26 protein-coding genes and 1 pseudogene are annotated in these 26,368 nt (G+C 35.5%); 11 read left to right on the forward strand and 16 right to left on the reverse strand.

Translation table 11 applies throughout. The features are described 5' to 3' along the window. The first annotated feature begins 133 nt into the window (after window positions 1–133). The 3 genes from FLAVO9AF_RS09560 (at window position 134) to FLAVO9AF_RS09570 (ending at window position 3,848) form a co-directional block, all read left to right on the forward strand. Window positions 134–364: a hypothetical protein gene (locus FLAVO9AF_RS09560; RefSeq protein ID WP_159687583.1), complete on the forward strand. Its 231-nt coding sequence runs from the start codon at window positions 134–136 to the stop codon at window positions 362–364. Between the two features lie 65 nt (window positions 365–429). Beyond that, window positions 430–1,125 carry a GLPGLI family protein gene (locus FLAVO9AF_RS09565; RefSeq protein ID WP_159687586.1) on the forward strand — a complete coding sequence of 232 codons (696 nt, stop codon included), beginning with the start codon at window positions 430–432 and terminating at the stop codon, window positions 1,123–1,125. Window positions 1,126–1,178: 53 nt separating this feature from the next. After that, window positions 1,179–3,848: a carboxypeptidase-like regulatory domain-containing protein gene (locus FLAVO9AF_RS09570; RefSeq protein WP_159687589.1), complete on the forward strand. Its 2,670-nt coding sequence runs from the start codon at window positions 1,179–1,181 to the stop codon at window positions 3,846–3,848. 138 nt (window positions 3,849–3,986) lie between these two features. Here the strand turns inward: FLAVO9AF_RS09570 and FLAVO9AF_RS09575 are convergent, their stop codons facing one another. Further along, on the reverse strand, window positions 3,987–4,400 hold the full coding sequence (locus tag FLAVO9AF_RS09575; RefSeq protein ID WP_159687593.1) for a hypothetical protein: 414 nt from the start codon (window positions 4,398–4,400) through the stop codon (window positions 3,987–3,989). Between the two features lie 252 nt (window positions 4,401–4,652). On the opposite strand from FLAVO9AF_RS09575, the gene greA reads away from it, so the two are divergent. The 3 genes from greA to FLAVO9AF_RS09590 all read left to right on the forward strand — a co-directional run bounded on the left by greA (window position 4,653) and on the right by FLAVO9AF_RS09590 (window position 6,780). Then, window positions 4,653–5,129 (forward strand): transcription elongation factor GreA, encoded by a 477-nt coding sequence (gene greA / locus FLAVO9AF_RS09580; protein WP_159687598.1) that lies wholly within the window; start codon window positions 4,653–4,655, stop codon window positions 5,127–5,129. Between the two features lie 11 nt (window positions 5,130–5,140). Further along, window positions 5,141–5,530: an HIT family protein gene (locus FLAVO9AF_RS09585; protein ID WP_159687601.1), complete on the forward strand. Its 390-nt coding sequence runs from the start codon at window positions 5,141–5,143 to the stop codon at window positions 5,528–5,530. A 167-nt stretch (window positions 5,531–5,697) separates the two neighbouring features. Further along, a complete protein-coding gene (locus tag FLAVO9AF_RS09590; protein ID WP_159687605.1) occupies window positions 5,698–6,780 on the forward strand; it encodes a transglutaminase domain-containing protein in 1,083 nt (360 codons plus the stop codon). 68 nt (window positions 6,781–6,848) lie between these two features. Here FLAVO9AF_RS09590 and FLAVO9AF_RS09595 read toward each other — a convergent pair whose 3' ends face one another. Then, complete coding sequence (locus FLAVO9AF_RS09595; RefSeq protein ID WP_024980356.1) at window positions 6,849–7,088, reverse strand: GlsB/YeaQ/YmgE family stress response membrane protein; 240 nt, start codon at window positions 7,086–7,088, stop codon at window positions 6,849–6,851. 63 nt (window positions 7,089–7,151) lie between these two features. Further along, window positions 7,152–8,297 carry a PAS domain-containing sensor histidine kinase gene (locus FLAVO9AF_RS09600; protein ID WP_159687610.1) on the reverse strand — a complete coding sequence of 382 codons (1,146 nt, stop codon included), beginning with the start codon at window positions 8,295–8,297 and terminating at the stop codon, window positions 7,152–7,154. A gap of 89 nt (window positions 8,298–8,386) precedes the next feature. Here FLAVO9AF_RS09600 and FLAVO9AF_RS09605 point away from each other — a divergent pair, with 89 nt between their 5' ends. From FLAVO9AF_RS09605 to aat, 3 genes are all read left to right on the forward strand, one after another. After that, a complete protein-coding gene (locus FLAVO9AF_RS09605) occupies window positions 8,387–9,262 on the forward strand; it encodes a flavin reductase (protein WP_159687614.1) in 876 nt (291 codons plus the stop codon). A 12-nt stretch (window positions 9,263–9,274) separates the two neighbouring features. Next, window positions 9,275–9,655: a DUF3127 domain-containing protein gene (locus FLAVO9AF_RS09610; RefSeq protein ID WP_159687617.1), complete on the forward strand. Its 381-nt coding sequence runs from the start codon at window positions 9,275–9,277 to the stop codon at window positions 9,653–9,655. Between the two features lie 106 nt (window positions 9,656–9,761). Further along, window positions 9,762–10,397: a leucyl/phenylalanyl-tRNA--protein transferase gene (gene aat, locus FLAVO9AF_RS09615; protein ID WP_159687621.1), complete on the forward strand. Its 636-nt coding sequence runs from the start codon at window positions 9,762–9,764 to the stop codon at window positions 10,395–10,397. Window positions 10,398–10,408: 11 nt separating this feature from the next. Here aat and FLAVO9AF_RS09620 read toward each other — a convergent pair whose 3' ends face one another. The 3 genes from FLAVO9AF_RS09620 to FLAVO9AF_RS15785 all read right to left on the reverse strand — a co-directional run bounded on the left by FLAVO9AF_RS09620 (window position 10,409) and on the right by FLAVO9AF_RS15785 (window position 11,949). Further along, a complete protein-coding gene (locus FLAVO9AF_RS09620; protein WP_159687624.1) occupies window positions 10,409–10,981 on the reverse strand; it encodes a DNA-3-methyladenine glycosylase I in 573 nt (190 codons plus the stop codon). After that, the gene (locus tag FLAVO9AF_RS09625; protein WP_159687627.1) at window positions 10,978–11,637 is read right to left on the reverse strand and encodes a queuosine precursor transporter; all 660 of its coding nucleotides are present in this window, start codon (window positions 11,635–11,637) and stop codon (window positions 10,978–10,980) included. The genes FLAVO9AF_RS09620 and FLAVO9AF_RS09625 overlap by 4 nt, the downstream gene beginning before the upstream one ends. A 129-nt stretch (window positions 11,638–11,766) precedes the next feature. Beyond that, complete coding sequence (locus FLAVO9AF_RS15785; protein WP_370516468.1) at window positions 11,767–11,949, reverse strand: IS3 family transposase; 183 nt, start codon at window positions 11,947–11,949, stop codon at window positions 11,767–11,769. Window positions 11,950–11,960: 11 nt separating this feature from the next. On the opposite strand from FLAVO9AF_RS15785, the pseudogene FLAVO9AF_RS15790 reads away from it, so the two are divergent. Next, window positions 11,961–12,052: pseudogene (locus FLAVO9AF_RS15790) on the forward strand (IS3 family transposase); the annotation flags it as partial. Window positions 12,053–12,129: 77 nt separating this feature from the next. Here the strand turns inward: FLAVO9AF_RS15790 and FLAVO9AF_RS09640 are convergent. From FLAVO9AF_RS09640 to FLAVO9AF_RS09665, 6 genes are all read right to left on the reverse strand, one after another. Then, the gene (locus FLAVO9AF_RS09640) at window positions 12,130–13,212 is read right to left on the reverse strand and encodes a bifunctional 3-deoxy-7-phosphoheptulonate synthase/chorismate mutase type II (RefSeq protein ID WP_159687631.1); all 1,083 of its coding nucleotides are present in this window, start codon (window positions 13,210–13,212) and stop codon (window positions 12,130–12,132) included. A 64-nt stretch (window positions 13,213–13,276) separates the two neighbouring features. Next, a complete protein-coding gene (locus FLAVO9AF_RS09645) occupies window positions 13,277–14,134 on the reverse strand; it encodes a prephenate dehydrogenase (protein ID WP_159687635.1) in 858 nt (285 codons plus the stop codon). A 100-nt stretch (window positions 14,135–14,234) separates the two neighbouring features. Further along, window positions 14,235–15,380 carry a pyridoxal phosphate-dependent aminotransferase gene (locus FLAVO9AF_RS09650; protein WP_159687638.1) on the reverse strand — a complete coding sequence of 382 codons (1,146 nt, stop codon included), beginning with the start codon at window positions 15,378–15,380 and terminating at the stop codon, window positions 14,235–14,237. Window positions 15,381–15,418: 38 nt separating this feature from the next. Further along, window positions 15,419–16,264 (reverse strand): prephenate dehydratase, encoded by an 846-nt coding sequence (locus FLAVO9AF_RS09655; protein WP_159687643.1) that lies wholly within the window; start codon window positions 16,262–16,264, stop codon window positions 15,419–15,421. 338 nt (window positions 16,265–16,602) lie between these two features. Continuing rightward, window positions 16,603–17,529 carry a M28 family peptidase gene (locus FLAVO9AF_RS09660; protein ID WP_159687646.1) on the reverse strand — a complete coding sequence of 309 codons (927 nt, stop codon included), beginning with the start codon at window positions 17,527–17,529 and terminating at the stop codon, window positions 16,603–16,605. 11 nt (window positions 17,530–17,540) lie between these two features. Then, window positions 17,541–18,791 (reverse strand): dicarboxylate/amino acid:cation symporter, encoded by a 1,251-nt coding sequence (locus tag FLAVO9AF_RS09665; RefSeq protein ID WP_159687648.1) that lies wholly within the window; start codon window positions 18,789–18,791, stop codon window positions 17,541–17,543. A 166-nt stretch (window positions 18,792–18,957) separates the two neighbouring features. Here FLAVO9AF_RS09665 and gldA point away from each other — a divergent pair, with 166 nt between their 5' ends. After that, window positions 18,958–19,854, forward strand: a complete 897-nt coding sequence (gene gldA / locus FLAVO9AF_RS09670) for a gliding motility-associated ABC transporter ATP-binding subunit GldA (protein ID WP_159687650.1) — start codon at window positions 18,958–18,960, stop codon at window positions 19,852–19,854. 78 nt (window positions 19,855–19,932) lie between these two features. Here the strand turns inward: gldA and FLAVO9AF_RS09675 are convergent, their stop codons facing one another. The 4 genes from FLAVO9AF_RS09675 to FLAVO9AF_RS09690 all read right to left on the reverse strand — a co-directional run bounded on the left by FLAVO9AF_RS09675 (window position 19,933) and on the right by FLAVO9AF_RS09690 (window position 26,345). Continuing rightward, a complete protein-coding gene (locus FLAVO9AF_RS09675; protein ID WP_159687652.1) occupies window positions 19,933–20,976 on the reverse strand; it encodes a glycosyltransferase family 9 protein in 1,044 nt (347 codons plus the stop codon). Window positions 20,977–21,166: 190 nt separating this feature from the next. Next, window positions 21,167–22,123, reverse strand: a complete 957-nt coding sequence (gene metF / locus FLAVO9AF_RS09680; RefSeq protein WP_159687654.1) for a methylenetetrahydrofolate reductase [NAD(P)H] — start codon at window positions 22,121–22,123, stop codon at window positions 21,167–21,169. 95 nt (window positions 22,124–22,218) lie between these two features. Continuing rightward, window positions 22,219–24,894, reverse strand: a complete 2,676-nt coding sequence (gene metH / locus FLAVO9AF_RS09685; protein WP_159687656.1) for a methionine synthase — start codon at window positions 24,892–24,894, stop codon at window positions 22,219–22,221. 458 nt (window positions 24,895–25,352) lie between these two features. Continuing rightward, window positions 25,353–26,345 carry a hypothetical protein gene (locus FLAVO9AF_RS09690; protein WP_159687658.1) on the reverse strand — a complete coding sequence of 331 codons (993 nt, stop codon included), beginning with the start codon at window positions 26,343–26,345 and terminating at the stop codon, window positions 25,353–25,355. Window positions 26,346–26,368 lie beyond the last annotated feature (23 nt).

Consider the following 26,368-nt stretch of genomic DNA (forward strand, 5'->3'; position numbering starts at 1 on the left):
AAATCCAGCATCTTTTTGATGCTGGATTTTTTTGAAATATCACTAAAAGTGGGTATTGTGAAATGTTTTTTTTTCTTACATTTTTGTAACGGTTAACCAAAAAACTTTTTATAAATTTAAAACCGTTACAAAAATGAAAAAAATGATTTTTACTGCTATGGCAGTTTTGGCGTTTAGCGCTGTTTCAGTAGCAAACACTATTGAAGTAAAAGAAGAAGTTGTAGTAAACAACGAGAGTAAAGAAGTAATAGGAACTCCTTGTGAAGACTCTGCAATAAACTCTTATGAGGAATTTATTAATGCTTTTCATGATGGAGAAGATGATTTGGATTTACTTAATGACTTATTGAGTGTTTGCCATTAATAAATTATGAAAAATAAATTAATTCCTTCCAAATTAAACTTTGGAAGGTTTTTTTCTAATAAATTATGAAAAATAAAATTTACTTTATCCTTATTCTTATTACGAACTTTGCTTTTTGTCAATCAGGGAGTATTATTTATTCTGTAAAAATTGATTCCTCTGCATCTCAGGATATTAAAAAGTATCGTGAACTAATTGATAAAATGATAGAATATGCAAATAATCAAAAATTTGAATTGCAATTCAACAAAAGCAATTCTATTTTTAAGATTTGTGATGTTATGTCTAAGGATCCAATGTTTAACGAAAAGGAAAATAGGACTGCACGATTAGCTTTGACTTCAGGATTTGATTTTTTTATTGACAGTTCGAAAAGAATTGACTTAGAGATCAAAGCTAACAATCAATTAGTAGAATCTGGTGTTGGCAAAATTAATTGGGATATTACCACTGAATCAAAATCAATTAGTAATTATCTCTGCTATAAAGCTATTAAATTAATTCCTTTTGTAGATCGATACGGAGAAAATAAAACTAAACAGGTGGTTGCATGGTTCGCACCTAGTTTGCCTTTTCCTTTTGGACCAAAAAATTTTTATGGATTGCCAGGTTTAATCCTTGAACTACATGAAAACAAAACGACTTATTTGGCCACCAAGATTGTGCTTACTGATAAAGAATTTAAAATAGATTTCCCAAAGGGAAAAACTATACCAAAGGAGGAATATGACAAGAAACTAAAAGCCCAAATGGGAATGTAAAGAAAGTTTCAGCCAATATCCCATACTAAACCACAAGCGAACTAAACCAACCCATGTCCAAATTCCTTTATTTTTTTCTTTTTATTACAACACTTGCTTTTGCCCAAAATCGTGTGATAACTGGTGTGGTAGTCGAGGCTAATCATAAACCCTTAGAATCAGCCAATGTCATTGCAAAACCTTTGCAAGAAAGAGCGAGTTTGAAATTTGCTATTGCAGATAATAAAGGGCGCTACCGCTTAGAGTTAGAGAAAGAGGTAAAATATGAAATCACGGTTTCTTACATTGGGTTTGTAGAGCAAGTTTGGATTACGACTCCTGATGATACCGAAAAAACACATGATTTTATACTCCAACCCACAGGAGAACAACTCAAAGAAATTGTTATTAAACATGAATTCAAACCGATAGTCATCAAAAAAGATACCTTGACCTTTGATGTAAAGAGTTTTGCGAACGGGAATGAACGTAAAATGAAAGAGGTCTTAGAAAAGTTACCAGGTGTTGAGGTAGACAAAAAAGGAAATGTTACCGTACAAGGCAAAAAGGTAACCAAAATGTTAGTAGAAGGAAAATCTTTTTTTGGAGGAGGAAGCAAATTAGCCGTAGAAAATATTCCTGCCGATGCACTCGATAAAATCGAAGTTATAGACCATTTTAATGAAGTGGGATTTATGAAGCAAGTGTCGGATAGTGATGATCTAGCCATGAATGTGAAGCTTAAAGCGGATAAAAAGAAATTTGTTTTTGGTGATGTAGAAGCCGGAATCGAAGTTGGCAATGCCGATAATGGTTTTTATTTGGCACATGCCGCTTTGTTTTATTACAGTCCAAAAACCAATTTGAGTTTTATAGGCGATGCCAACAATATCGGTAAACGCACCTTTACTTTTGATGATTTGTTACGATTTGGTGGGGGAATGAGTAGTTTTCTTTCGGGACGAAAATCGTTTACCAATTTGTATAGTTTTACCAATGATACAAATGAGCTTGTACAGAGTAAATCACAATTTGCGGCGCTCAATTTTAGTCATGACTTATCAAGTAAAATAGAAATTTCTGGTTTCTCCATTTTTTCAAAAGTGTTTGCCGCTTCTCAATCGGAGAGTAGCAACGAATATTTGCAAAATAGTGCTGTAGCTTTTGAAAACAAATTGCAAAAAGGGGACAATCGTTCGTTACTTGGAATTTCCAATATAAAATTGAATTATTCGCCTAATGCTAAAGAAAAATGGTATTACAACGGGCAATACCAATCGAGTACAAATGATTTGAACAGTACTATTAATTCGGTGACCAATTTGGGGAGCAGTGTTTTTCAAACCTTAAATCAAGCCGATAATACCGCGATAAAGCAATACCTAGAATGGCATAAAAGTTATAACGATACTCATACAACGACTTTTGTAGTGAATCAAGCTTATGACAAAAATACGCCGCAAACACGTTGGTTTACGGACCAACCTTTTTTAACGGGTATCATTCCCATTCAAGCCGATAACACTTATACCATTGATCAAATCAAAAGAGTACAAAATCACTCCATCGATGCACTTTTTAAGCATTATTGGGTATTAAATAATGCTAATCATTTGTATACTATTTTAGGAAACAACAACGGACGTTCTCAGTTGTTTACCTCCGAAAAACAGGTGTTGACCACCAATGTTATTAATGATTTTAGTACTGCTGGTTTTGGTAACGATATCAAGTATCAACTCAATGATGCTTATATTGGGTTGGAGTACAAATTTAGAATTGGAAAATGGACGAATAAGCCCGCAATGTATAGCCATTGGTATGCTATGAAAACGGAACAAGCCTCTGGAAATAAAGTGGTAGAAAAGCAAGTTTGGTTGCCACAATGGACTAGTGAATTTGAATTCAATAAATCAGAAACCTTAAATTTTAGCTACAAACTCGAAGTGGGATTTCCTGAAGTAAGTCAGTTAGCGGATCAGTTCACGTTACAAAATTATAATTTGGTTTTTAAAGGGAATGCCTTGTTGGAAAATGAACAGTTTCATTCCGCAAATTTGAGGTATTCCAAAATGAATATGTATCGCGGAATTACTTGGAATGCTATGGCGAGCTTTCTTAAAAAAGAAAAGACCATTCGTAATGAAGTGATTTTGCAAGGGATTAATCAAGTCAACAGTCCTTTTTTGAGAGACAATCCTGAAACAAATTATAATGTAAATGGGGCGTTTACTAAAAAAATATACCGTTTTAACCTTCGACTCAATACGAGTTTAAGTTGGTTCAACTATTTGCAAACCTTGAATGGAGTGACAACTTCAAATGATAGGAATAACCAAAAAGTAGGTTTTTTGATAAAAACAGCCTACAAGAAATGGCCAACAGTTAGTATGGGTTACACAAAAGGTTTTAGTCAGTTTAAAGGGATAACACAATCTAATTTTCAATCTGATACTTGGAATGGAGATGCTGAAATTACGTTTTTTAAATATTGGACCTACAAGTTTGAGTATGAAAACACAAGCAATACTAACGCTAACCAGCAACGTAATTTTTATGATATTGCCAATACTTCTTTGCGCTATCAGAAAAAAAACAGCCCTTTTGGTTTTGAAGTAACAGTCAATAATGTATTGAATGCCACCGTAAAAAATGATTATTCCTTTTCGGATTACTTAATCAGCGAGCGAAGTACTTTCGTTTTACCAAGAGTATTTATGTTGTCTGTAAGTTATAAATTGTAGTTTGGAAATCTCTTTCCCGCGTGAGGGATAGGAGCTGGCTACCGAAGTAGCGCGGATAGCCCGACAGCTCACAACAAAGGGGGCGACTCACCAGCAAAATGAGTTGCCCCCTTTGTTGTGAGGTGGCACGCCCAAATCTTAATTATATACTCTAATCACAGTTCCGATAACCTCTACGCGATATTGCTTTAGGGGATATTGTAGGTCGCTTAAGCCGGTAAATAAACTGTATTCTTTGCTGTCGCAGGGACAAATGGCGTTGATGCCTTTGATAGTTAGGGTAGAGCAATTGCTTAGTGCTTGATTCGGACAAGCGGCATCGAATGCATTATAACCACTTCCGGTGTTGAAAACAATAAGTCCACGAGCTCCCGCTCCTGCATAAAAAATGGCATTACTCGCAAATTTTAAGTTGGAGTAAGCGGGTAAACTAGTATTGATGTCTACGGTAAAGGAGTAATTGGGAATATAGGGGTTTTTGTTCGCGACTCCATTGTCGCTACAGCTTGTAATTATCAAGATTGCGAATAGAAAAAGCAGTTTTTTTATCATTTTAAAATAGCATCAAAGATTAGTGAAACAAATTTAATTTATTTAACTTTGGATTAGTTAAGGTTAACATTTAATTATAGCATAAAAAAAATTATAGTATATTTGCGGAAAGAAATCCCGTCCTGATGGGATTTTTTCTATTTTATATCAGTCAGGTATTGTAATGTGAAACGTAAGAAAACCAATAGTATTGCATTGGTTTTATGCACAAGGAGACAAGAAAAAACCACTTAATTATTAACGCAAAAAGTTATGAGTAAAGTATCTTATTATACAGCAGAAGGATTAAAAAAGTTAAAAGACGAATTGGATCACCTAAAAGGAGTGATGCGTCCTAAAGCTTCGCAGGACATTGCTGATGCGAGAGACAAAGGAGATTTGTCTGAAAATGCAGAATATGATGCAGCCAAAGAAGCTCAAGGTTTGTTGGAAATGCGTATTTCTAAGCTAGAAGAAGTATATGCTAATGCTAGATTGATTGATGAATCCCAATTGGACATTTCTAAAGTTTTGGTGCATTCTAATGTAAAGATTAAGAATCAAGGGAACGGAATGGAAATGAAATATACCTTGGTAGCCGAAAGTGAAGCGGATTTGAAAACCGGAAAAATATCGGTAACTTCTCCAATCGGGAAAGGTTTGTTGGGTAAAAAAGTAGGCGAAGTAGCTGAAATTACCGTGCCTAACGGAGTATTGAAGTTTGAAATCATTGAAATTTCTCGCGACTAAAAATAATAGTGATGAGTAGTATTTTTACCAAAATTGTAAATGGCGAAATTCCTTGCTACAAAGTAGCAGAAGAGGAGCAATTTTTAGCTTTTTTGGATGTTAATCCGAATGCAGTTGGTCATACGCTTTGTATTCCTAAGCAAGAAATTAACAAACTTTTTGATATGGATGAGGAATTGTACCTCGGGTTGATGCGTTTCTCAAAGAAAGTAGCCGCTGCTCTAGAAAAAACAGTGCCTTGTGAACGAATAGGTATGGCTGTAATAGGACTAGAAGTACCTCACGCGCACGTGCATTTGATTCCGATTAATGAAATGAACGAGATGCGTTTTCAAAATAAAGTCAAATTGACAAAAGAGGAATTCGAAACTTTGGCCACAAAGATTCAACAGAATTTATAAAATCTTTTTTTCATATATTTAAACACGAATAGCAATCTTTGAATGCTGTTCGTTTTTTTTTATACCAATTCTCAATTATGAAAATCTTTTTTTCTTATTGCCTCTTTTTTTGTGCCTTACTAACCTTTGGACAAACGAAAGATAATTTTGTTTTGATAGACGCAAAAATGGCAAAGATTCCAAAATTGTCTACAAAGAACACAAAAAGTATTGCCGATTATATTGCAACTAATTTTAAGTCAGAAAACGAGAAACTAAGAGCAGCTTTTTTTTGGGTAGCATCTAATATTAGTTATGATGTGGCCAATATGGAAAATATTGAATTTAGCGATACTTCGGAACAGAAAATAGATAAAACGTTAACCACCAGAAAAGGAGTGTGTATTCATTATGCGGAACTTTTTAATGCGATTGTGAGTCAATTAGGCTTTGAAGGCGAAATCATTGAAGGATATACCAAGCAATTGGGTAAAGTGGCGTCATTATCTCACGCTTGGTGTGCAGTTAAGAGTGAGGGCAAGTGGTGGTTGTTTGACCCAACTTGGGGTGCAGGCAGCGTAAATAATGGTGTTTTTTCCAAAAAGCTCAATAATTTTTATTTTAAAACACCACCAAAAGCAATGTTAGAAACCCATATGCCTTTTGATTATTTATGGCAATTGTCCCGATATCCTATTAGTAATGCTGAATTTATTTCAGGTAAATTAATAGTCAATCCAACTAAACCAGTTTTTAATTTCGCTGATGAAATTGAGAAGTTAAAACAAAAATCAGAAGAGATTAAGCTATTTGAATGTATTAGCAGAGTGGAAGCGAATGGTGTGTCAACGAAGTTAATAAAAGACTATTTAGAAAATAAAAAGAACGAATTGTCTGGAAAAAGAAACAATCAAGCAGTAGAAAAATTGAACTTGATTGTAGAAGAAAGTAATGCTGCAACAGCTATGTTCAATGATTTTATTTTTTACAGAAATAAAAAGTTTAAACCAACTTTGCCTGATGATACAATTAGGGAAATGATTGCAGCACCCAAAGCAAAAGTAGTAAAATGTCAAAAAGATTTGGATGGTATTGGGACTCTTAACGATAGCAATAGAGCGACTTTGACCGCTTTTCGTAAAAATTTAGCCGACTTGTTATTACAGATTGAAGAGCAGGAAAAATTTGTAAATGAGTATCTTAGTAAAGGCAAACTAGCTCGAAAATCAATGTTTAGCAAAGTAACTTGGTTCGGTTTGCCTGTAAATTAATCTTATTTTGAGTAAATAAAAAAGGGGATTTCAATTTGAAATCCCCTTTTTTATTATGAACTATGAAATTATTTTTTGAATAAACTGATAACGAAAAGCAGTACCCAAGCGCCTCCAGCGGCAATAATTATTTGCCATAGTAGACCGCCGCCGCCAATTCCTAATTTCCCAGCAAGCCAGCCTCCAATGATACTACCAACAATACCCACAATGATATTTCCAAATAAGCCAAAACCACTACCTTTCCATAGTTGTCCGCCTAGCCATCCAGAAATGGCACCGATCAAAAGAAAATACAAAAATTCCATAAGATTGTTATTTAAAGTTAATTAACTAAAATTAACGAAAAAATCAATGCAAATCACAGTAAATCAATTTTTTACAAAAATGAGTTGCATAGCGGTACCTTTTCCTACTTCTGACTGTAATACTTTGATTTTTCCTTTGTGATAATCTTCAACAATGCGTTTGGTTAAAGACAAGCCTAATCCCCATCCTCTTTTTTTGGTAGTATAGCCAGGCTCAAAGATTTTTTTAAATTGATTTTTTGGAATGCCGCTTCCTGTATCTGTGATGGTAATTTTTACACTGTCGTTTTCCTCTTCAATGGCTAAATGTAATTTGCCTTTCCCTTTCATCGCATCAATGGCATTTTTAACCATATTTTCTATGGTCCAGCTATGTAAAGTAGCATTTAGCGGGATCAATATGCTTTTTTGCGTAGCGGAATGAGAAAATTCAATTTGTTTCGAAAAGCGAGATTGCAAATAGTCATAAGAAAGTAACGTTTCGGATACGATATCCATTTGTTCTAGTTTGGGTTCTGAACCAATTTTTGAAAATCGATCTGTAATGGTTTGCAGACGCTCGATATCTTTTTCAATTTCTTTGGTCGTACTTTCTGGGATATCTTCGGTTTTTAAAAGTTCAATCCAACCAATCAAAGAAGACAATGGAGTGCCAATTTGATGCGCTGTTTCCTTGGCCATTCCTGCCCAAAGTTTGTTTTGGGTGGCCATTTTAGTGCTCTTGTAATAATTATAAACTAGAGCAGCAAACAAGACGATGATAAGCAATAAAGCAATAGGATAATATTTTAATTGATTCAAAAGTGAAGAGTTGCCATAATACAGCTTTTGAATTCTTCCTGGGGCATAAACGATGTTAATAGGTTCGTTTTCGCCTTTTAATTTGCTTAAAAAAAGTCTTGATTTTTCAGTGTTTTGAATGATAGTAGTATCGATATTGACGGCATTTATGATACTGTCTTTCTCGGTAAGCATAATAGGAATGGAAGTGTTATTGCTAAAAATGAGTAGCGGCAAATCTACATCGGTGTTTTCATCGGCATTGATTAATGTCTTTTGTGCTTGAGCCCAAAGATTCATTTTTAACCGTTCTTCATTTTTAAATATTTGAAAAAAGGTATAAGTATTCCATAAAATTAAAGAAACCAAACAGAACGAGGAAGCAATAATGATCCATCGAGTGGTGTTTCTTTTATTCGAAAAGTGCATAAGTTTCTTTTTTTAACTATAAATATAACGAATTTATGATGGTTGTATTTTACTTTTGTGAAAACAAAATAGCGCTTTAACTTCAATTTATGGTAACTATAGATCCCAAAAGTATTCCTACCGCTCAGCTACAAGGTTATTTGCAAAGTTCAGTTGGTCCAAGACCCATTGCTTTTGCAAGTACAATAGATAGTAATGGAGTGCCTAATTTATCTCCTTTTAGTTTTTTTAATGTATTCAGTGCCAATCCTCCCATTTTGGTTTTTTCTCCCGCGCGTCGAGTTCGGGATAATACAACAAAACATACCTTGCAAAATGCTGAAGCTACTCGTGAAGTGGTGATAAATGTAGTGAATTATGATATGGTGCAGCAAACTTCTTTGTCGAGTACTGAATATCCAGAAGGAGTGAATGAGTTTTTAAAATCGGGATTTACTCCTATTCCGTCAACAATCGTAAAGCCCTATCGCGTAAAAGAATCTCCTGTGCAGTTTGAATGCAAAGTCACTCAAATTATTCCTTTGGGAACAGAAGGAGGAGCGGGTAATTTAATTTTGTGTGAAGTAGTAAAGTTACATATCGATGAGGCCATTTTGGATAGTAATGGAGCGATTGATCAACACAAAATTGATTTGGTTTCTAGATTAGGAGGAAATTGGTATTCTAGGTCGAACGAAGGTCTTTTTGAAGTTGAAAAACCTTTAAATACGTTGGGTATTGGCGTCGATGCTATCCCTGATTTTATTAGAGAAAGTGCTTATTTTGACGGGAATGACTTAGGTAAATTAGGAAACATAGAAAAAATTCCAACAGAAGAAGAAATTACTATATTTGTAAAAGAAAATTTTGATGTCAAAGCGGTCCTCAGTGCCGACGATATGGATAAGAAATTTCAAAAAGCAAAAGAGTATTTAGTTAACGGAAAAGCTATAGAGGCTTGGAAGTTATTATTAGCCAAAAAGTAAATTTTAAGTATTATGGAAGTTTTAGGAAGAGTAAAAGTAATCAACCCTGTGCAACAAGTAAGTGCTTCTTTTAAAAAGAGAGAAGTTGTAGTAACTACTGATGAGCAATACCCACAACATATTTCGATTGAATTTCAGCAAGACAAAACCGATTTATTGAATAGTTATGCAGTTGGGGAGCCAGTTAAAGTTTCTATCAATTTAAGAGGGAGAGAATGGGTGAGTCCTCAAGGCGAAGTGAAACACTTTAATACTATTGTGGGATGGAGAATTGAGAAACAAGCTCCTGTTGCAGCTGCAGCTCCTGCTCAAGCACCAGCGATGCCAGCGGCAGAAACTTTTGCTCCAGCGACTAATTTTAATGAAGAAGAAGCAGACGATTTACCTTTCTAAAAGAATAAATTTCAAATTCTATATTCCAAATTCCAAAACATTACAATGTGTTGGGATTTGGAATTTTTTTTGACGGCATTTGTAATTAAAGTATCGAACGCAAAAGATGTATCATTTATCTAAAAACTTATTTTTTCCACCTGTTTCTGAGGCAAATGCTGATGGGATATTGGCTATTGGAGGTGATTTATCTCCAGAGCGATTGCAGTTGGCTTATTCAAGTGGGATTTTCCCTTGGTTCGAAGAAGATCAACCTATTATTTGGTGGTCGCCCAATCCAAGAATGGTACTTTTTCTAGAAGATTTGGTAGTGTCGAAAAGTATGCGAAACATTTTGAATCGAAATATCTTTAAAGTCACTTTTAACCAAGATTTTAGAGCGGTTATTGCTCATTGCCAACGAGTAAAACGCGACGGACAAACAGGAACTTGGATTACAAATGATATGATTGAGGCCTATTGCAAATTACACGAATTAGGCATTGCAAAATCAGTTGAGGTTTGGCAAGACAATCAATTAGTAGGAGGATTGTATGGCGTTGATTTAGGACATATTTTTTGTGGGGAGAGTATGTTTTCTTTGGTTTCTAATGCTTCTAAAGTGGCATTTATTGCGTTGGTAAACCATCTTAAAATTAATAACTACCGTCTTTTGGATTGTCAAGTCTATAATGACCATTTAGCCAGTTTGGGTTGTGTAGAAATTGAGCGTGACGATTTTATACGAATATTGAAAAGGTAAATAAAATTTGCCTATCGATTCCTGATCCAACAACTTTCAATATGATCATTTACCATTCCTGTAGCTTGCATATGTGCGTAGATAACTGTTGAGCCTACAAACTTAAATCCCCGTTTTTTTAAATCCTTACTAATTGCATCCGAAATTGGCGAAGTAGCTGGAACGTCTTTCAAGGTTTTAGGGTAATTATCAATAGGTGTATGGTTCACAAAGGCCCAAATGTATTTCGAAAAGCTTCCAAATTCTTCTTGGATTTTAATGAAATTTTGAGCGTTGGTTACAGCGGAATACACTTTCAGTTTGTTGCGAATGATACCTGCATCTTGTAATAATTCTTGAATTTTATAATCAGAATATTGGGCGATTTTTTTATAATCAAAATCGTCAAATGCTCTACGGAAATTGTCTCTTTTGTTTAAGATAGTAATCCAACTTAGGCCTGCTTGAAAGGTTTCTAATAGTAGAAATTCAAATAAAGTAGCATCGTCAAATACAGGTTTGCCCCATTCTTTATCGTGGTAGTTTTGGTATAGTGCACTAGAATTACACCAGCCACAGCGATTTTTTTCATCTATAATTTTCATAGCGTATCTGTATCTTTTGATAAGAACTTTTTAATCAAATGGTGTCCCGCATAAATTACTGGAGTGAGGAGTATAGCAATAGAAAGTTTAAAGGTATAGCCTGTTAATGCAGAACTTAAAAAGGTCTCAAAGTTGATTTTTCCAGGAAGCCAAAAAGCAATTCCTAAAACTATAAAGGAATCAAACAGTTGTGAAACTAGAGTTGAGCCTGTGGTTCTAAGCCAAATCTTAGTATCACCCGTTCGGTTTTTAAAAAACCAGAACACAGTTACATCGATGAGCTGTGATACGAGAAAAGCAATGATACTTCCCACAATAATCCACATACTTTGTCCAAAAACAGCTTGAAATTGATCGTCGTTAACAGGGCTTATTCCTTTAGCAGCGGGAATACTCATAGCTAGTAATAGAATGAGAAACGAATAAGCGATAAGACAGGCCGTGATAAAGGAAAGTTTACGAACGCCTTTCTCTCCAAAATATTCATTGATTAAATCGGTGGTCAAGAATACTATTGGCCAAGGCAAAATACCAATACTCATTACAAAAGGGCCGATTTGGATTAACTTACCTCCAATCAATTCGGCAGTAACAGCATTGGTAATGAAAATCCCTGCGAGAACAACAAAAACAAAATCTTTACGAGTTTTAAACATAGTTTTGAGTTTCTCAAAAATAGCATTTTATTTTGATTTGGTTTCTGTTTCGGAATGCGAACAGTTGTTAAATAAAAAATCCCATTCGACAAACGTAGACTGAACCCAAAAGTTTGGACAAATTTATAATTAATTTTGATAATGATGAGCTCGATATTTAGTCGGGCTCATTTTGTTTAAATTGGACTTGGTTCTGTCGTTATTGTAATAGTTTATATATTCTTTGATTTCCATTTTTAATTGCTTTATTGAGGTGTATTTTTTTAGATAAAACAATTCTGATTTTAATATTCCGAAGAAGTTTTCAATAATTGCATTATCTNAATATATAAACTATTACAATAACGACAGAACCAAGTCCAATTTAAACAAAATGAGCCCGACTAAATATCGAGCTCATCATTATCAAAATTAATTATAAATTTGTCCAAACTTTTGGGTTCAGTCTAAACAAAGGTCTTGGGATTTAATAAAATCTAAAGTCAGAAATTTTTATGAATTCAATACTTTATCTTGTTTGCTGATACTTTCTTGGTGAATCGCTTTGAACATTTTTAAAACAAACTCTTCCGAAAGTCCTTTCTTTTCTCCTTCCAAAATCATTTTTCCTAAAATTTCATTCCAACGATTGTTTTGCAAAACCGCTACGTTCGCTTCTTTTTTCACCTGTCCAATTTCTACAGCCACTTTCATTCTTTTGCTCAAAAGCTCTAATAAATTAGCATCCAACACATCGATATTAGCTCTTAATTTACTCATTTTAGTCATAAACTCATCCGAAACATCGATTTGTTTTCTAACTCTCAAATCTTTGAAAATTTGTTTCAAAGCATCTGGCGTAACTTGTTGTGCAGCATCACTCCAAGCGTTATCAGGGTCTGTGTGTGTCTCGATAATCATTCCGTCATAATTCAAATCCAAAGCTTCTTGCGTCACTTCAAGAATCATATCACGATTTCCTGTAATGTGAGAAGGGTCAATAATCAAAGGCAAATCTGGGAATTTGTTTTGCAATTCAATCGCAATTTGCCATTCTGGAATGTTTCTGTATTTTGTTTTTTCGTAAGTAGAAAAACCACGGTGAATCACCCCTAATTTTTCAATTCCAGCCATATGCAAACGCTCTACACCACCTAACCACAAAGCTAAATCTGGGTTCACTGGATTTTTAATTAAAACGATTTTGTCTGTCCCTTTCAAGGTATCTGCAATTTCTTGAACCGCAAACGGATTAGCCGTAGTACGTGCCCCAACCCATAATACATCAATATCATTTTCTAAAGCCAATTTACAGTGAGCAGCAGTAGCTACTTCAGTTCCCATTAACAAACCTGTTTCTGCTTTGGCTTTTTTCAACCATTTCAATCCTATTTCTCCAACGCCTTCAAATCCACCTGGACGTGTTCTTGGTTTCCAAATTCCAGCTCTAAACACACTTACATCAGAATCTTTCAATTCGTGTGCAATTTTCAATACTTGCTCTTCTGTTTCGGCGCTACAAGGTCCTGCTATCACCAATGGATGCGTCAAATTGAACGCTTCCAACCAATTTCTCATTTCTTTCTTGTTTTCCATTTTTTTAGTTTTTAATCTTTAAAATTATTCTATAGTTTCTTGTGTTAATTCTTTTCTTTTTTACCTACTTTTTGGTGTTCATCCCATTCAAAATGGCTTTAATTTTATTCACACTCTGCATTTCATCAAAAATAGCATCGTATTCTTCGCTTTTCAACAAGTCTTTGAACTGCGTCAAATTAGCAATATACTCCTCCAAACTTTTCACTACGTGCTTTTTGTTTTGTTTAAAAATAGGCGTCCACATCGCGGGCGAACTCTTGGCCAAACGCACGGTACTCTCAAAACCAGAACCCGCCATATCAAAAATATCTTGTTCGTCTTTCTCTTTATTAATGACCGTTTTTCCTAACATAAACGAACTAATGTGCGACAAATGCGATACGTAAGCAATGTGTTTATCGTGGGACTTCGGGTCCATATATCGAATGCGCATTCCTAACTCTTTGAACAATTCGATGGCTTTTTCTTGCAACTTAAAAGTCGTTTTCTCCACCTCACAAATAATATTCGTTTTTCCTTGAAACAATCCTTTTATAGCCGCTGATGGTCCCGAGAATTCCGTTCCAGCAATAGGGTGCGTAGCAATATAATTTCTTCTTCTCGGATGATTCGCTACCGCCTCACAAATAGGCAATTTGGTAGAACCCACTTCAAAAACAATGGTGTTTTCGCCAATATTGTCCAAAACCTCGGGCAACACTTGCAACGCCACGTCCACAGGAACCGAAACAATAACATAATCCGCATCGGCCAAATCCTGCATCGTAGCGGCTTTCTCCACAACCCCAAGCGCCATCGCCTCTTGCAAATGGGCTTCATTTTTATCCATTCCGTAAATAGTCGCTTCTGGGTGTACCGCTTTTATATCCAACACCATCGAACCTCCAATCAAACCTATTCCTATTACGTGTATATTCATTATTATTTTTATTATTAGCTAATCCTGCTATCCGCTATATCTATTGTGGCGAACCCCGCCACAATAGGATGCCGCTACTATCAGGGCTAGGTATTATCTGCTAAAAACGACGAATCGCTTCTTCAATTTTTTCTTCTTTTACACACAAAGCAAATCGGATGTAGCCTTCGCCATTCGAACCAAAAATAGTTCCTGGCGTAATAAAGATGTATTTCTCATACAGTATCTTATCAATAAAATCCTCCGCCGATGTGATTCCTGCTGGGAGTTTAGCCCAAACAAACAATCCAACGCCTTCTTTGTACACCTCACAACCTAATTTCTCTGCCAATGTTTCGGTTAAAATTCTGCGTTTTGCGTAAATCGCATTCATTTCGTCGAACCAAGAAACATCACTCTGCAAAGCCGCAATAGCCCCTTTTTGAATGCCGTAAAACATTCCGCTATCCATATTACTTTTTACTTTCAATACTGCATCAATACAAGCAGCATTTCCAGAAACCATTCCTACGCGCCATCCCGCCATATTAAAGGTTTTGGATAACGAATTCAACTCCAATGCAACTTCTTTCGCTCCTTCAACTTGCAACAAGCTCATAGGTTGGTCGTTCAAAACAAAACTATATGGATTATCATTGACCAATAGAATGTTGTGTTTTTGAGCAAAAGCCACCAGTTTTTCAAACAAAGCCAAATTTCCTCTGGCTCCTGTAGGCATATGCGGATACCCAATCCACATCAATTTTACTTTAGACAAATCCATTTTTTCCAAAGCCTCAAAATCTGGTTCCCAATTGGTGCTTTCTTTCAAGTCATAATATAGTGGCACCGCACCTACTAAATTAGTCACAGAAGTATAGGTCGGATACCCAGGATTTGGAATCAAAACACCATCACCTTCATTCAAAAATGCTAACGAAATGTGCATAATTCCTTCTTTGGAACCCATCAAAGGCAAAATTTCAGTGGTGGTATTTAGGGTCACTTGGTAATTACGCTCATAAAAATCAGCCATCGCTTGTCTTAATTCTGGCAACCCTTGATAGCTTTGATACTGATGTGCATTTTCGTCTTGCATCGCAGCTGTCATTGCGGCAATAACAGCAGGAGCAGGTTTTAAATCAGGACTACCTATTCCCATATTGATTACAGGTTTTCCTTCGGCGGCCAATTGGCGCACTTCTCTTAACTTTGAGGAGAAGTAATATTCTTCAACTATCGCTAAACGTTGGGCAGTTGTTATCATTTTTTATAGCTTTATTCTAAATTGGAATTTTTTATTTTCTAGTTTGGAGATTCAAGTAATGGCTTTGTATTTTTATATTCACCCAAAACTTTAAAATAATGCGCCATAATCGAAACTAATGCTTTGGCCTTGGCGTAATCTTCATATTTTTCGAAAGTCACATCTACAAAAAAAGAATATTTCCAAGGTGTTTCTATTTTTGGCAAGGATTGTATTTTGGTTAAATTGAGTTTACAATCACTCATCACATTCAAAACAGCGGCTAAACTTCCGCGTTTATGGTCCAATTCAAACTTAATGGAGGCTCTATTGATTTCGTCTTCGGAAACAAAAGAATTCTCTTTTTTGAGTATCACAAATCGAGTCATATTGTTCTCGATGGTTTGAATCGAAGGCGCGATAATCTCTAAATTATACATCTCAGCAGCGGTTTCACTAGCGATTGCTGCAATTCCTTTGATTTGATTTTCGTGGATTCTGCGAGCCGTTTCCGCCGTATCTTTATCCTCAACCAATTTGATATTTGGATATTTTTTTAAGAAATCCATACATTGTAATAATGCCATCGGATGCGAATGTACTTCTTGTATATCCTCGATTTTTTGTCCAGGCAAAGCCATTAAATTTTGAATAATATCCAAATAATGTTCCCCTATAATGTGCAAATTATTCTTGTCGATTAGTGCATAATTTGGAATAATCGGTCCCGCAATGGAGTTCTCGATAGCCATTACCGCTTGGTCACTATCTCCCTTCAACAAGCTATCTACTAATTCTTCAAAGGACAAGCATTCATCTACAGACACATTTTGGTAGAAATAATCTTTGGCTACCTGATGGTGAAACGACCCCTTTATCCCCTGAATTGCAATTTTTGTTCTCATATATTCAAAAAAAAATCCTGATTTTCATCAGGATTGTATTGTAGTTTTATTTGTTTTTTTGTCATTCAAATAACCATAGCACAATCCTTACTTCTCAAAGAAGAAATAAAAAGTATAGCTAAAGTAAAAACGGTTATTTGACATTTTGTGTTCTGATTTTCAATAAATTCTTTGGCAAAGATAAAAACTTATTTTGATGTCATCAAAAAAAACAGCATTAATCCCTAACAAAAAAGGATTTCTTTGTGAAATTGATTTTCAATTAACAATCCAATAAAAAAGTTTATAGTAAAGTCTCTTTTTTTATTGATTATTCTTATTAGTTTGAAACAAAAAAACTATTTTTTCATTTTTGGTACTCGTGAAGGCGTATCTTTTCCACTGATTATAGTTTGCGAACTGATGGCAATCGACTTAATAATCTCGGTCATATTATCCATATCCAAAGTACTAATTTCGTCACTTAATTTATGATAATTCGGCTCCACATCCATTTTAGAAGTAGAAATAGTATGCGCTGGAACTCCTAAAGCAGCCAATCTTGCATTATCAGAACGATAAAATAATTGTTGCTCAGGATAAGGGTCTTGATAAAAGTTAAATCCAGAACCCACTAAATTCTTTTGCAAAATAGTTCCAAAATCAGAGCGCTCGAATCCTGTAATATACGCTGAGTTTTTACCCCATTTACTATCGGTTCCAATCATTTCGAGATTGAACATCGCCACGACCTCATCAGCATTGATAGAATTTGAGAAAAAAGAAGCACCGTAACCTCCCGTTTCTTCGCCAGTAAACGCTACAAAAATAAGTGTTCGTGCATTATCGTTTTTCTTTTTAAAATATTCTGCCAAAGTAATTACGGCTGTAATTCCAGAAGCGTCATCATTTGCACCATTAAAAACTTTGTCATCGCCAGACTCTTTCATTCCTAAATGGTCGTAATGTCCTGAAAAAATCACATATTCGTTAGGCTTTGATTTCCCTGGAATAATTCCAATCACATTATTGGCCTTTTTATCTTTAATTAAGAAATCCTGACGATAGGATTGTAACTCTTTATAATAAGTCAATCCAATTCGTTTGAACTCTCCTTCGATAAAAACAGACGCTTTTTCGATACCTGGTGTAAACAAAGCACGCCCTTCCATTGCATCCGAAGACAATTCCGTTTCTATTCGAGTAACCTCGCCTTTTTGAATCCCACTCTGAGCTTGAGCCGTGAGTCCAAAAAGTACCATCAATCCTAAACTAATTTTTTTCATATGTATGTGATTTAATTGATTTCATTTTCTCGTAAAAGCCATTTTTTTCCTTCAACGATTCGTGTGACCATCATTGCCGATATCAAATCGCCATTGGCATTGAGCAAAGTCGCAATAGGATCTACTAGTGTTCCAATAATCATAGCTGCGGGCAAGGCTTGTTCCATTGGAAAACCATAAATGGTGATGGCTAAAATTTCACCGATATAGCCTCCGTTTGGAATCCCTCCTTCCACTACCGATACAATAATTGTTATTCCAATAGCTGTTAGAATAGTGAATGGATCTGTGAAATCCTTACCAAAAATAGCAAAAATTACGGCTATTTTTACAATAGACGACATACTAGAACCGTCTTTATGCAAAGGCGCTCCCAAAGGAATTACCAAATTTCGAATATAAGCAGGGATTTTCATTTGTTGAGCCCCTTCAAGATTGGCTGGAATTGTGGCAATACTACTGCAAGTTCCTATTGCAGTAAAGGAAGGCGTGATATTGTTTTTCCAAAACACTTTCACTCCTAATAAACCACCCGAAAAAAATGCATAAATAGTAAAGAATACCACAAAATAAAAAGTACACATCCCATAATAAACAGCTAGTGGTTTGGCATAAGCTCCAAATAGCTGGGGACCAAAAATCCCAACCTGATAAGCAAAATAGGCCCCAAGCCCAACTGGAGCTCCTTTCATAATGATTACCAACAACTGCTTCATCACCTCATTGGCCGAATGCAAAAATCGAGCAAAATCTTTACCCTTTTCGCCAGCATTCAAAGTGGCAAAACCTAATAAAAAAGAAAAAAGGATCAACGCCAGCATATTTTTACGAGACAAAATTTCATAAAAATCATTCACCGTTAACAACTGAGTAACGGGCGAATCTGTTGTGCTATTATGAGTAGTGACCAAAGAAGATTTTGCCAAAAAAACAGCCTGATCAACAGGAAAAATAAAAATCCCAATAATCATTACTATGGCAGAAATTATTACAGTTACCAAAAACACCATCAAAACAACTCCGAAAAGTTTACCAAGCTTGTCGCTTTTTTGCAAATTAGCAATCGAGGAAGCTATAGTAAAAATTACCAATGGAATTATAGCTGTAAAAAGCAAATTAAGAAAGATATCACCCAACGGTTTTATTACCTCAACGTCTTTACCAAAAAGCAATCCAGCCAAACTACCAAGTACAATACCACCCAAAAGCAATAGGATACTGCTGTAATTTTCTAAAAAAGAATTTGTTTTGTCTTCGCTCATAACTACAAGTTTGTAGTAAATATAGAAATCTTAGCGCATTGGTAGGACAAAAACTGAGATAAATTGATATTCAGCAAAAACAAAATCCCTCAATATTTTTTCATACTATTCAAAGAAACTTCCATAGCTTGGTTTTTCTGTTTACTTTTGCAACAAAACCATTCTTATGTCTATAGAAGTTACAAATTTATCAAAAAGCTATGGTGCTCAAAAAGCATTAGACTCGATTACTTTTTCTGTAAAAAAAGGAGAAATCGTTGGTTTTCTTGGTCCAAATGGTGCTGGAAAATCTACTTTGATGAAAATATTGACCACTTATCTAGCGGCAGATGAAGGCGTAGCGCTAGTAAATGATAAAAATGTTATTTCAGACACCAAAGAAGTACAAAAGATAATTGGCTATTTACCAGAGCACAATCCGTTGTATTTAGATTTGTATGTTAGAGAGTATCTGGCTTTCAACGCCGATGTTTACAAAGTACCCTCCTCGCGTATTCAAGAAGTAATCGAATTGACTGGATTAACTCCCGAAAGTCATAAAAAAATAGGACAACTTTCCAAAGGATACCGTCAACGTGTGGGATTAGCCAATGCCTTATTGCACAATCCAGAAGTACTCATTCTTGACGAACCCACCACAGGTTTAGACCCTAATCAATTGGTTGAGATTCGAAATGTGATTAAAAACGTTGGGAAAGACAAAACCGTTTTTCTGTCTACTCATATTATGCAAGAAGTAGAAGCGATTTGTGACCGTGTCATTATTATTGATAAAGGCAAAATTGTAGCTGACAAAAAATTAGAAGTTTTGATTGCAGCCGACAAAGAACAAGTCATCGAAGTAGAATTTGATTTAAAAGTAACTGAAGACCAAATCAATACCATTCCACATTTAAAATCATTCATCAAAAACAGTGATTATCTATGGGAACTGACCTTTTTGTCGAGTCAAGATATGCGTCCAACCGTATTCGATTTCGCTCACGACAATGGTTTAAAAACCTTGCAACTCAACCAGAAAAACAAAAACTTAGAAGCGGTATTTAGGGAGATTACGAAGTAGTGGTTAGTGATTAGTGATTAGTAATCAAAACTAAGGACTAATCACTAATTACTATTCACTAGTTATACTATTCACTAATTACTCCAAGCTATTTTTTATCGCTTGAATCCAATCCTCAATAGTAGTTTCGTTGGTATTGATTGCGACACTTTTTGCTCCATAAGGCGCATATTTATCTGTTTTGGTAACCGAAAACAAACCAACTACTGGTAATTGAGCGGCGCTAGCCAAGTGCATCATTCCGCTATCAGCACCCACAAAAACAGCTGTATTTTTAAAAAATGCTGTGATTTCTCTAATGTCTTTACTGTAATAGGTTGGCGCAGCAAAATGTATTTGCGACACGTTTTCTACAGGCAACACTTCCAAAATATTGTAGTCTGGAAACTCTTTTAAAATTCTTTCATAAAAAACGGCCCACCATTCCACCGAATAACATTTGGCTCCCGTGGCAAAAGTGAAAAGACATATCGTTTTTTTAGATGCTGGAACAATGGCGTCCAAAAGTGCTTTCCCTTTAGCTACTTCTTCAGGACTTAATTGCAAAAGCAAATTAGGAATTGGTGTATTCGATACGTTCATTCCTACCGAAGCTAGAAAATGACGTAAATCATACACAGGATACTTTGCAATATGAGCATAGTCAGAAAATTGACTAGACAAATCAGTTGCTTGTTCCCCAAAACATTTAAACTTTGCATTGACAAGCTGAATAGACAAACGTCCAGACGAAGAGTTTTTATCAGCATTGATAGCCAAATCGTACTTGTTTTTCTTCAGTTTCAACCAGCCCTTCATATAGTTTCCTAATTCGTCAAAATGCTTTTTAGGCAAACGAATAATCTGATTTACATTTGTGAAATTTTCAAAAACAATGGGACCAAGATTCCCTTTTATAAAAACATCAATAGTTGCATTTGGAAAAAGCGTTTGCACTTCTTGCACCAAAGGCGTAATCAACAACAAATTCCCTAAACGGTGGTTAGGTCTCGAAATCAAGACTCTTTTTACTTGTTGTGGATTAATTGTTCCCTTATTTACATTCGAAGAGTTCCCAAGACCACTTGTTAGGCTTTGCATAACACTTCTTCTTATTCTATTAATTTTTATTTTGAAACTCATCGTAAAGTATGTTTTAGCCAAAAAAAGAATACTCTTTTTTGGAACTGCAAATGTAGAACTCTTGGGTAATATTATCAGAAGAAAATAAAAATTTAACCCTTAGATAATTACTTTCGCCAAAGCCAAAAAAAATACCCGACAAGCAAAAAGCTTATCGAGTACTTTCAATTGAAATAATATAATCCTTTTATTAAAAAATCTGACTAGCGATTTGTCTGATGTTCTCTGATTTCCCCATAGAATAATAATGTAAAACAGGAACTCCTGCGGCTTTTAATTCTATAGATTGTTGAATCGCCCATTCTATTCCAACTTGACGAATTTCGGCATTGTTTTTACATTTTTCTACCGCAGCAATTAAATCCTCTGGCAAATCGATACGGAAAATTTGTGGCAACACTTGCAAATGTCTTTCTACCGCAATAGGTTTTATCCCTGGAATAATCGGAACAGTAATACCCATTTCTCTGGCTTTGGCTACGAATTCGAAATATTTAGCATTATCAAAAAACATTTGAGTAACGACATAATCCGCTCCTGCATCTACTTTTTCTTTAAGACGTTTCAAATCGGTTTGCAAAGAAGGGGATTCCAAATGCTTCTCAGGATAACCCGCCACACCAATACAAAAATCGGCTTTATTATCAATGTCCATTACCTCGTGCAAATACTTCCCTTGGTTCAATTGATAAATTTGGCTTACTAAATCGGAAGCATATTTATTTCCTCCATTGGTAGGCACAAACGATTGCTCGTCTTTCATCGCATCACCACGCAAAGCCATCACATTATCAATACCTAAGTAATGACAATCCACCAACAAATATTCTGTTTCTTCTTTCGTAAAACCTCCACAAAGTACGTGCGGCACCGTGTCAACATTGTATTTATGTTTGATTGAAGCACAAATACCCAAAGTCCCTGGTCGCATTCTTGTCAACTTCTTTTCTAATAATCCATTCCCTTTATTTACGTAGATAAACTCTTCACGAGAAGTGGTCACATCAATAAATGGGGGCTTGAACTCCATCAACGGGTCGATGTTATCGTATAATTCCTGAATGCTTTTGCCTTTTTGTGGCGGAATAATTTCAAAAGAAAACAAGGTTTCTCCTTTGGCGTTTTCTATATGTTGTGTTACTTTCATTTCCTTTAGTTTGAAGTTTAAGGTTTAAGGTTTAAGGTTCTTTCGAACAACTTTAAACTTTAAACTTTAAACAAATTTTCAACTTTAAACTATTATTAATCAGCTATATTCGGATTCAACCATTTCATTGCTACATCGGTCGAAACATTTCTTCGTTTGGCATAATCAATTACTTGGTCTTCTTTGATTTTACCAAGTCCGAAATACTTGCTTTCTGGATTTCCAAAATAGTAACCAGAAACAGATGAAGCTGGCCACATCGCCATACTTTCCGTCAAAGTCACACCGATTTCTTCTTCAACATTTAATAATTTCCAAATAGTCGGTTTCTCTAAATGGTCTGGACAAGCTGGATATCCTGGTGCTGGACGGATTCCTTTATACGATTCTTCAATCAAGTCCTCTTTACTTAACACTTCATCTGAAGCATAGCCCCAAATTTCTTTACGGACTTTTTCGTGTAAATATTCAGCAAAAGCTTCTGCAAAACGGTCGGCCAAAGCCTTCACCATAATCGAATTATAATCGTCTAATGCGGCTTCAAATTCGGCAGCCCATTCGTCAACTCCAAAACCAGTAGTCACACAAAAGGCTCCCATATAATCCACTTTTCCACTTTCTTTTGGTGTAATAAAATCAGACAAAGCGATGTTTGGCGCTCCTTTGGTTTTCTGAGATTGTTGGCGTAAAGTCAAGAATGTTTGCAATGGATTTCCGTTTTCATCTTTCAATTCGATATCGTCGTCGTTGATTTGATTCGCAGGGAAAATTCCGTAAACGCCTTTTGCAGTTAACTTTTTCTCCTCCAAAATAACTTTCAGCATTGCTTGCGCATCCGCAAAAACCGAGGTGGCTTGTTCACCCACTACTTCATCGGTTAAAATTGCAGGATACTTCCCGAATAATTCCCAAGTTCTGAAAAATGGCGTCCAATCGATATAAGGTACCAAAGTTTCTAAATCGACTTCTACAATTTGTTTGCCAATTACTTTGGGTTGTACTGGAGTAAAATTATCCCAATCCAATTGCAATTTATTTTTTCTGGCTTCCTCGATAGACAAGAAATTTTTATCTCGTGAACGATTCAAGAATGTTTCTCTAAACGCATCGTATTCTGCACGAATATCGCTCGCATAAATTTTTCGGTTATGGTCCAATAAATTACCCGCTACGGTAACCGCTCTCGAAGCATCGTTTACGTGAATCACCGTTTCTCTGTATTGAGGTGCGATTTTCACCGCGGTATGCGCGCGCGAAGTAGTGGCTCCACCAATCATTACAGGAATTTTCATATTGCGTTTGTCCAGCTCTTTGGCCAAATACACCATTTCGTCCAAAGACGGCGTAATCAATCCGCTCAAACCAATAATATCCACTTCGTGCTCAATAGCTGCTGCAATAATTTTTTCTGGAGGCACCATCACACCCAAATCAACTATCTCATAATTATTACAAGCCAATACGACTGAAACAATATTTTTTCCAATATCGTGAACATCTCCTTTTACGGTAGCCATCAGGATTTTTCCGTTCCCAGATTTATCTCCAACTTGCTTTGCCGCTTCAATAAAAGGTAAAAGATAAGCCACAGCTTTTTTCATCACACGTGCCGATTTTACCACTTGTGGCAAAAACATTTTACCCGAACCAAACAAATCTCCCACGACATTCATCCCTGCCATCAAGTTGATTTCGATTACTTCGATTGGTTTTTCGGCAGCCAAGCGTGCTTCTTCTACATCAATTTCTATAAAAGCATCAACTCCTTTTACCAAAGAGTGCGTGATTCTTTCCTGTACGGTTCCATTACGCCATTCTTGTATTACCGCTTCATTTGTTTTAGAACCGTCTCCTTTTACATTCTCAGCAAAATCCAACAAACGCTCTGTAGCATCATCACGTCGGTCCAGAATCACATCTTCAACGTATTCTAATAAATCTTTTGGAATCTCATCGTAAATCGACAACATTTCTGGGTTTACAATTCCCATCGTCATTCCGTTTTGAATCGCGTGGTACAAGAAAACCGAGTGCATCGCCTCTCTCACCACATCATTTCCTCTAAACGAAAACGACACATTACTCACCCCGCCACTAATATGGGCGTGCGGTAAATTTTCGCGAACCCATTTGGTTCCTCTAAAGAAATCCAAGGCATTCAAGCGGTGTTCTTCCATTCCTGTAGCCACAGGAAAAATATTCAAATCGAAGATGATATCTTGTGGAGGAAATCCAATTCCAAACAAAATATCATACGAACGTTGACAAATTTCGATACGTCTTTCGTAATTATCGGCCTGACCTACTTCGTCAAAAGCCATTACAATCACCGCCGCACCATAACGTTTGATTAAGTTCGCGTGATGAATGAATCGCTCCTCGCCTTCTTTCAAAGAAATCGAATTCACGACACATTTCCCTTGCACCACTTTCAATCCCGCCTCAATGATTTCCCATTTCGAGCTGTCAATCATAATCGGCACACGCGAAATATCCGGTTCGGCCGCAATCAGATTCAGGAATTTGGTCATAGCATATTCGCCATCCAACATTCCTTCGTCCATATTGATATCGATAATCTGTGCGCCACCTTCTACTTGTTGGCGCGCAATATCAAGCGCCTCATCGTATTTCTCTTCCTTTATCAATCGAAGAAATTTTCGCGAACCCGTCACATTGGTTCGTTCCCCCACATTCACAAATACGCTTTCCGGCGTGATGATTAAGGGTTCCAATCCTGATAATACTAGGTTTCTTCTTTTCTCTGCCATTTTTTTATTTTGAGTTACTCAGTGGCTAAGTAGCTTAGAAGCTGAGTTTTTTATTCTTATTTCTTTGCTGCAAAGTTTTTAAAACCTTACAATTATATTTCAATTCTATTTTGGGCGTGTCCCAAGGGCCGGGCTATCCGTTCCCGCTTTTTTTCTTGATAAAAAAATCAAGAAAAAAGAGCTCCACTACTATCCCTCACGCGGGCATTGTGCAATACAACACCATTTTTGTTTCAATGAAACGGTTCCGTTTTTATAATTCACAACGGAATGAATTTCGCTCTTACATCCCAACGGATTAAAATCCGTTACTACAAAATGAGTCGTTCCTACGGAACTTTTATGCTGCTAGCGCGAGCGTCCCGCTCGTGCTTATTCTTCTTTCTTAAAAATATTTTTCCTCCCTATATTATGTGCACGAGCGGGACGCTCGCGCTAGCTGGGGAACTTTTATTTTGCTATGAAAAAATCAAAAACAAAACTATCACAATGAAAACAAAAAAATAAATACAACCATTTACATTCGCATCAATTTCTTTTTTTTCTGCTCGCGTTTTCTTTTTTTTATAAAATTCTTTTTCTGGTCTAAAAATTTTATTTAATTCTAACCTTAAATCCCTTACATAACCATTTGGTTTCTCGTCAAAATCAAAATATTCATTTTTAAAATCGTAACAATACTTTTCATAGACATTATTCTTATACGGAAAATAAATATCACAATCTTGTCCATTTAAATCATAACTAAAATAAATTGGTTTTTCAACTTTTGGTAAATCTATTCTTCTGAAATCCTTTTTTAAGGAATAACAGTTTTCAATAAGATACTCCTTAACACCAAAAAACTCTCTTGGCTTAAAAACATCTCTATAATACCAAATCATATGCTTACAATAGCGCCTTAAATCTCCTTGTTGGTAACCAAAACGTCTATTATTTGTATAATCCGAACAGTTACACGTTCCTTTATATAAATTAACATCGTATTCAAAATCACTAGTAAATGAAAAACTTTTTACTTTAGCTGTAAAATCAAAATTGCTTAAAGGTTTAATAATTCTAAATTCTTCTCTAATTGATTTTATATATACATTTTCATTCTTATTTACTAGATATTCTCCTTCTTTAAAAATTTCTAAAAATTCATTTTTATTAATAAAGAAAACATCGTATTCTTTTGCCTTATTAATCCTTTTGGAATCTTTAAAATTTTCATTAACACATACAAAAGTTAATTCTCCAATACGCTCTTTTACTTCTAACCCATTCCCCTTTGCCTTGCTTTTCAATGAATTTAATTCTTCACCTTCAAAACCTAAAAATAATATTGTTGAAACATAATATGTTGTATTGTGATGATATTTCAAATATTGTAACAAAAAATCAGTTCCATATAAATTGATTTCATCATCAGATAATCCTAATTTTTTTATCAAATCAATTTTTATCATACAATTCACTTCTTGTTTAACAT

The sequence above is a fragment of the Flavobacterium sp. 9R genome (assembly GCF_902506345.1).
In the GTDB taxonomy this organism is placed as follows: domain Bacteria; phylum Bacteroidota; class Bacteroidia; order Flavobacteriales; family Flavobacteriaceae; genus Flavobacterium.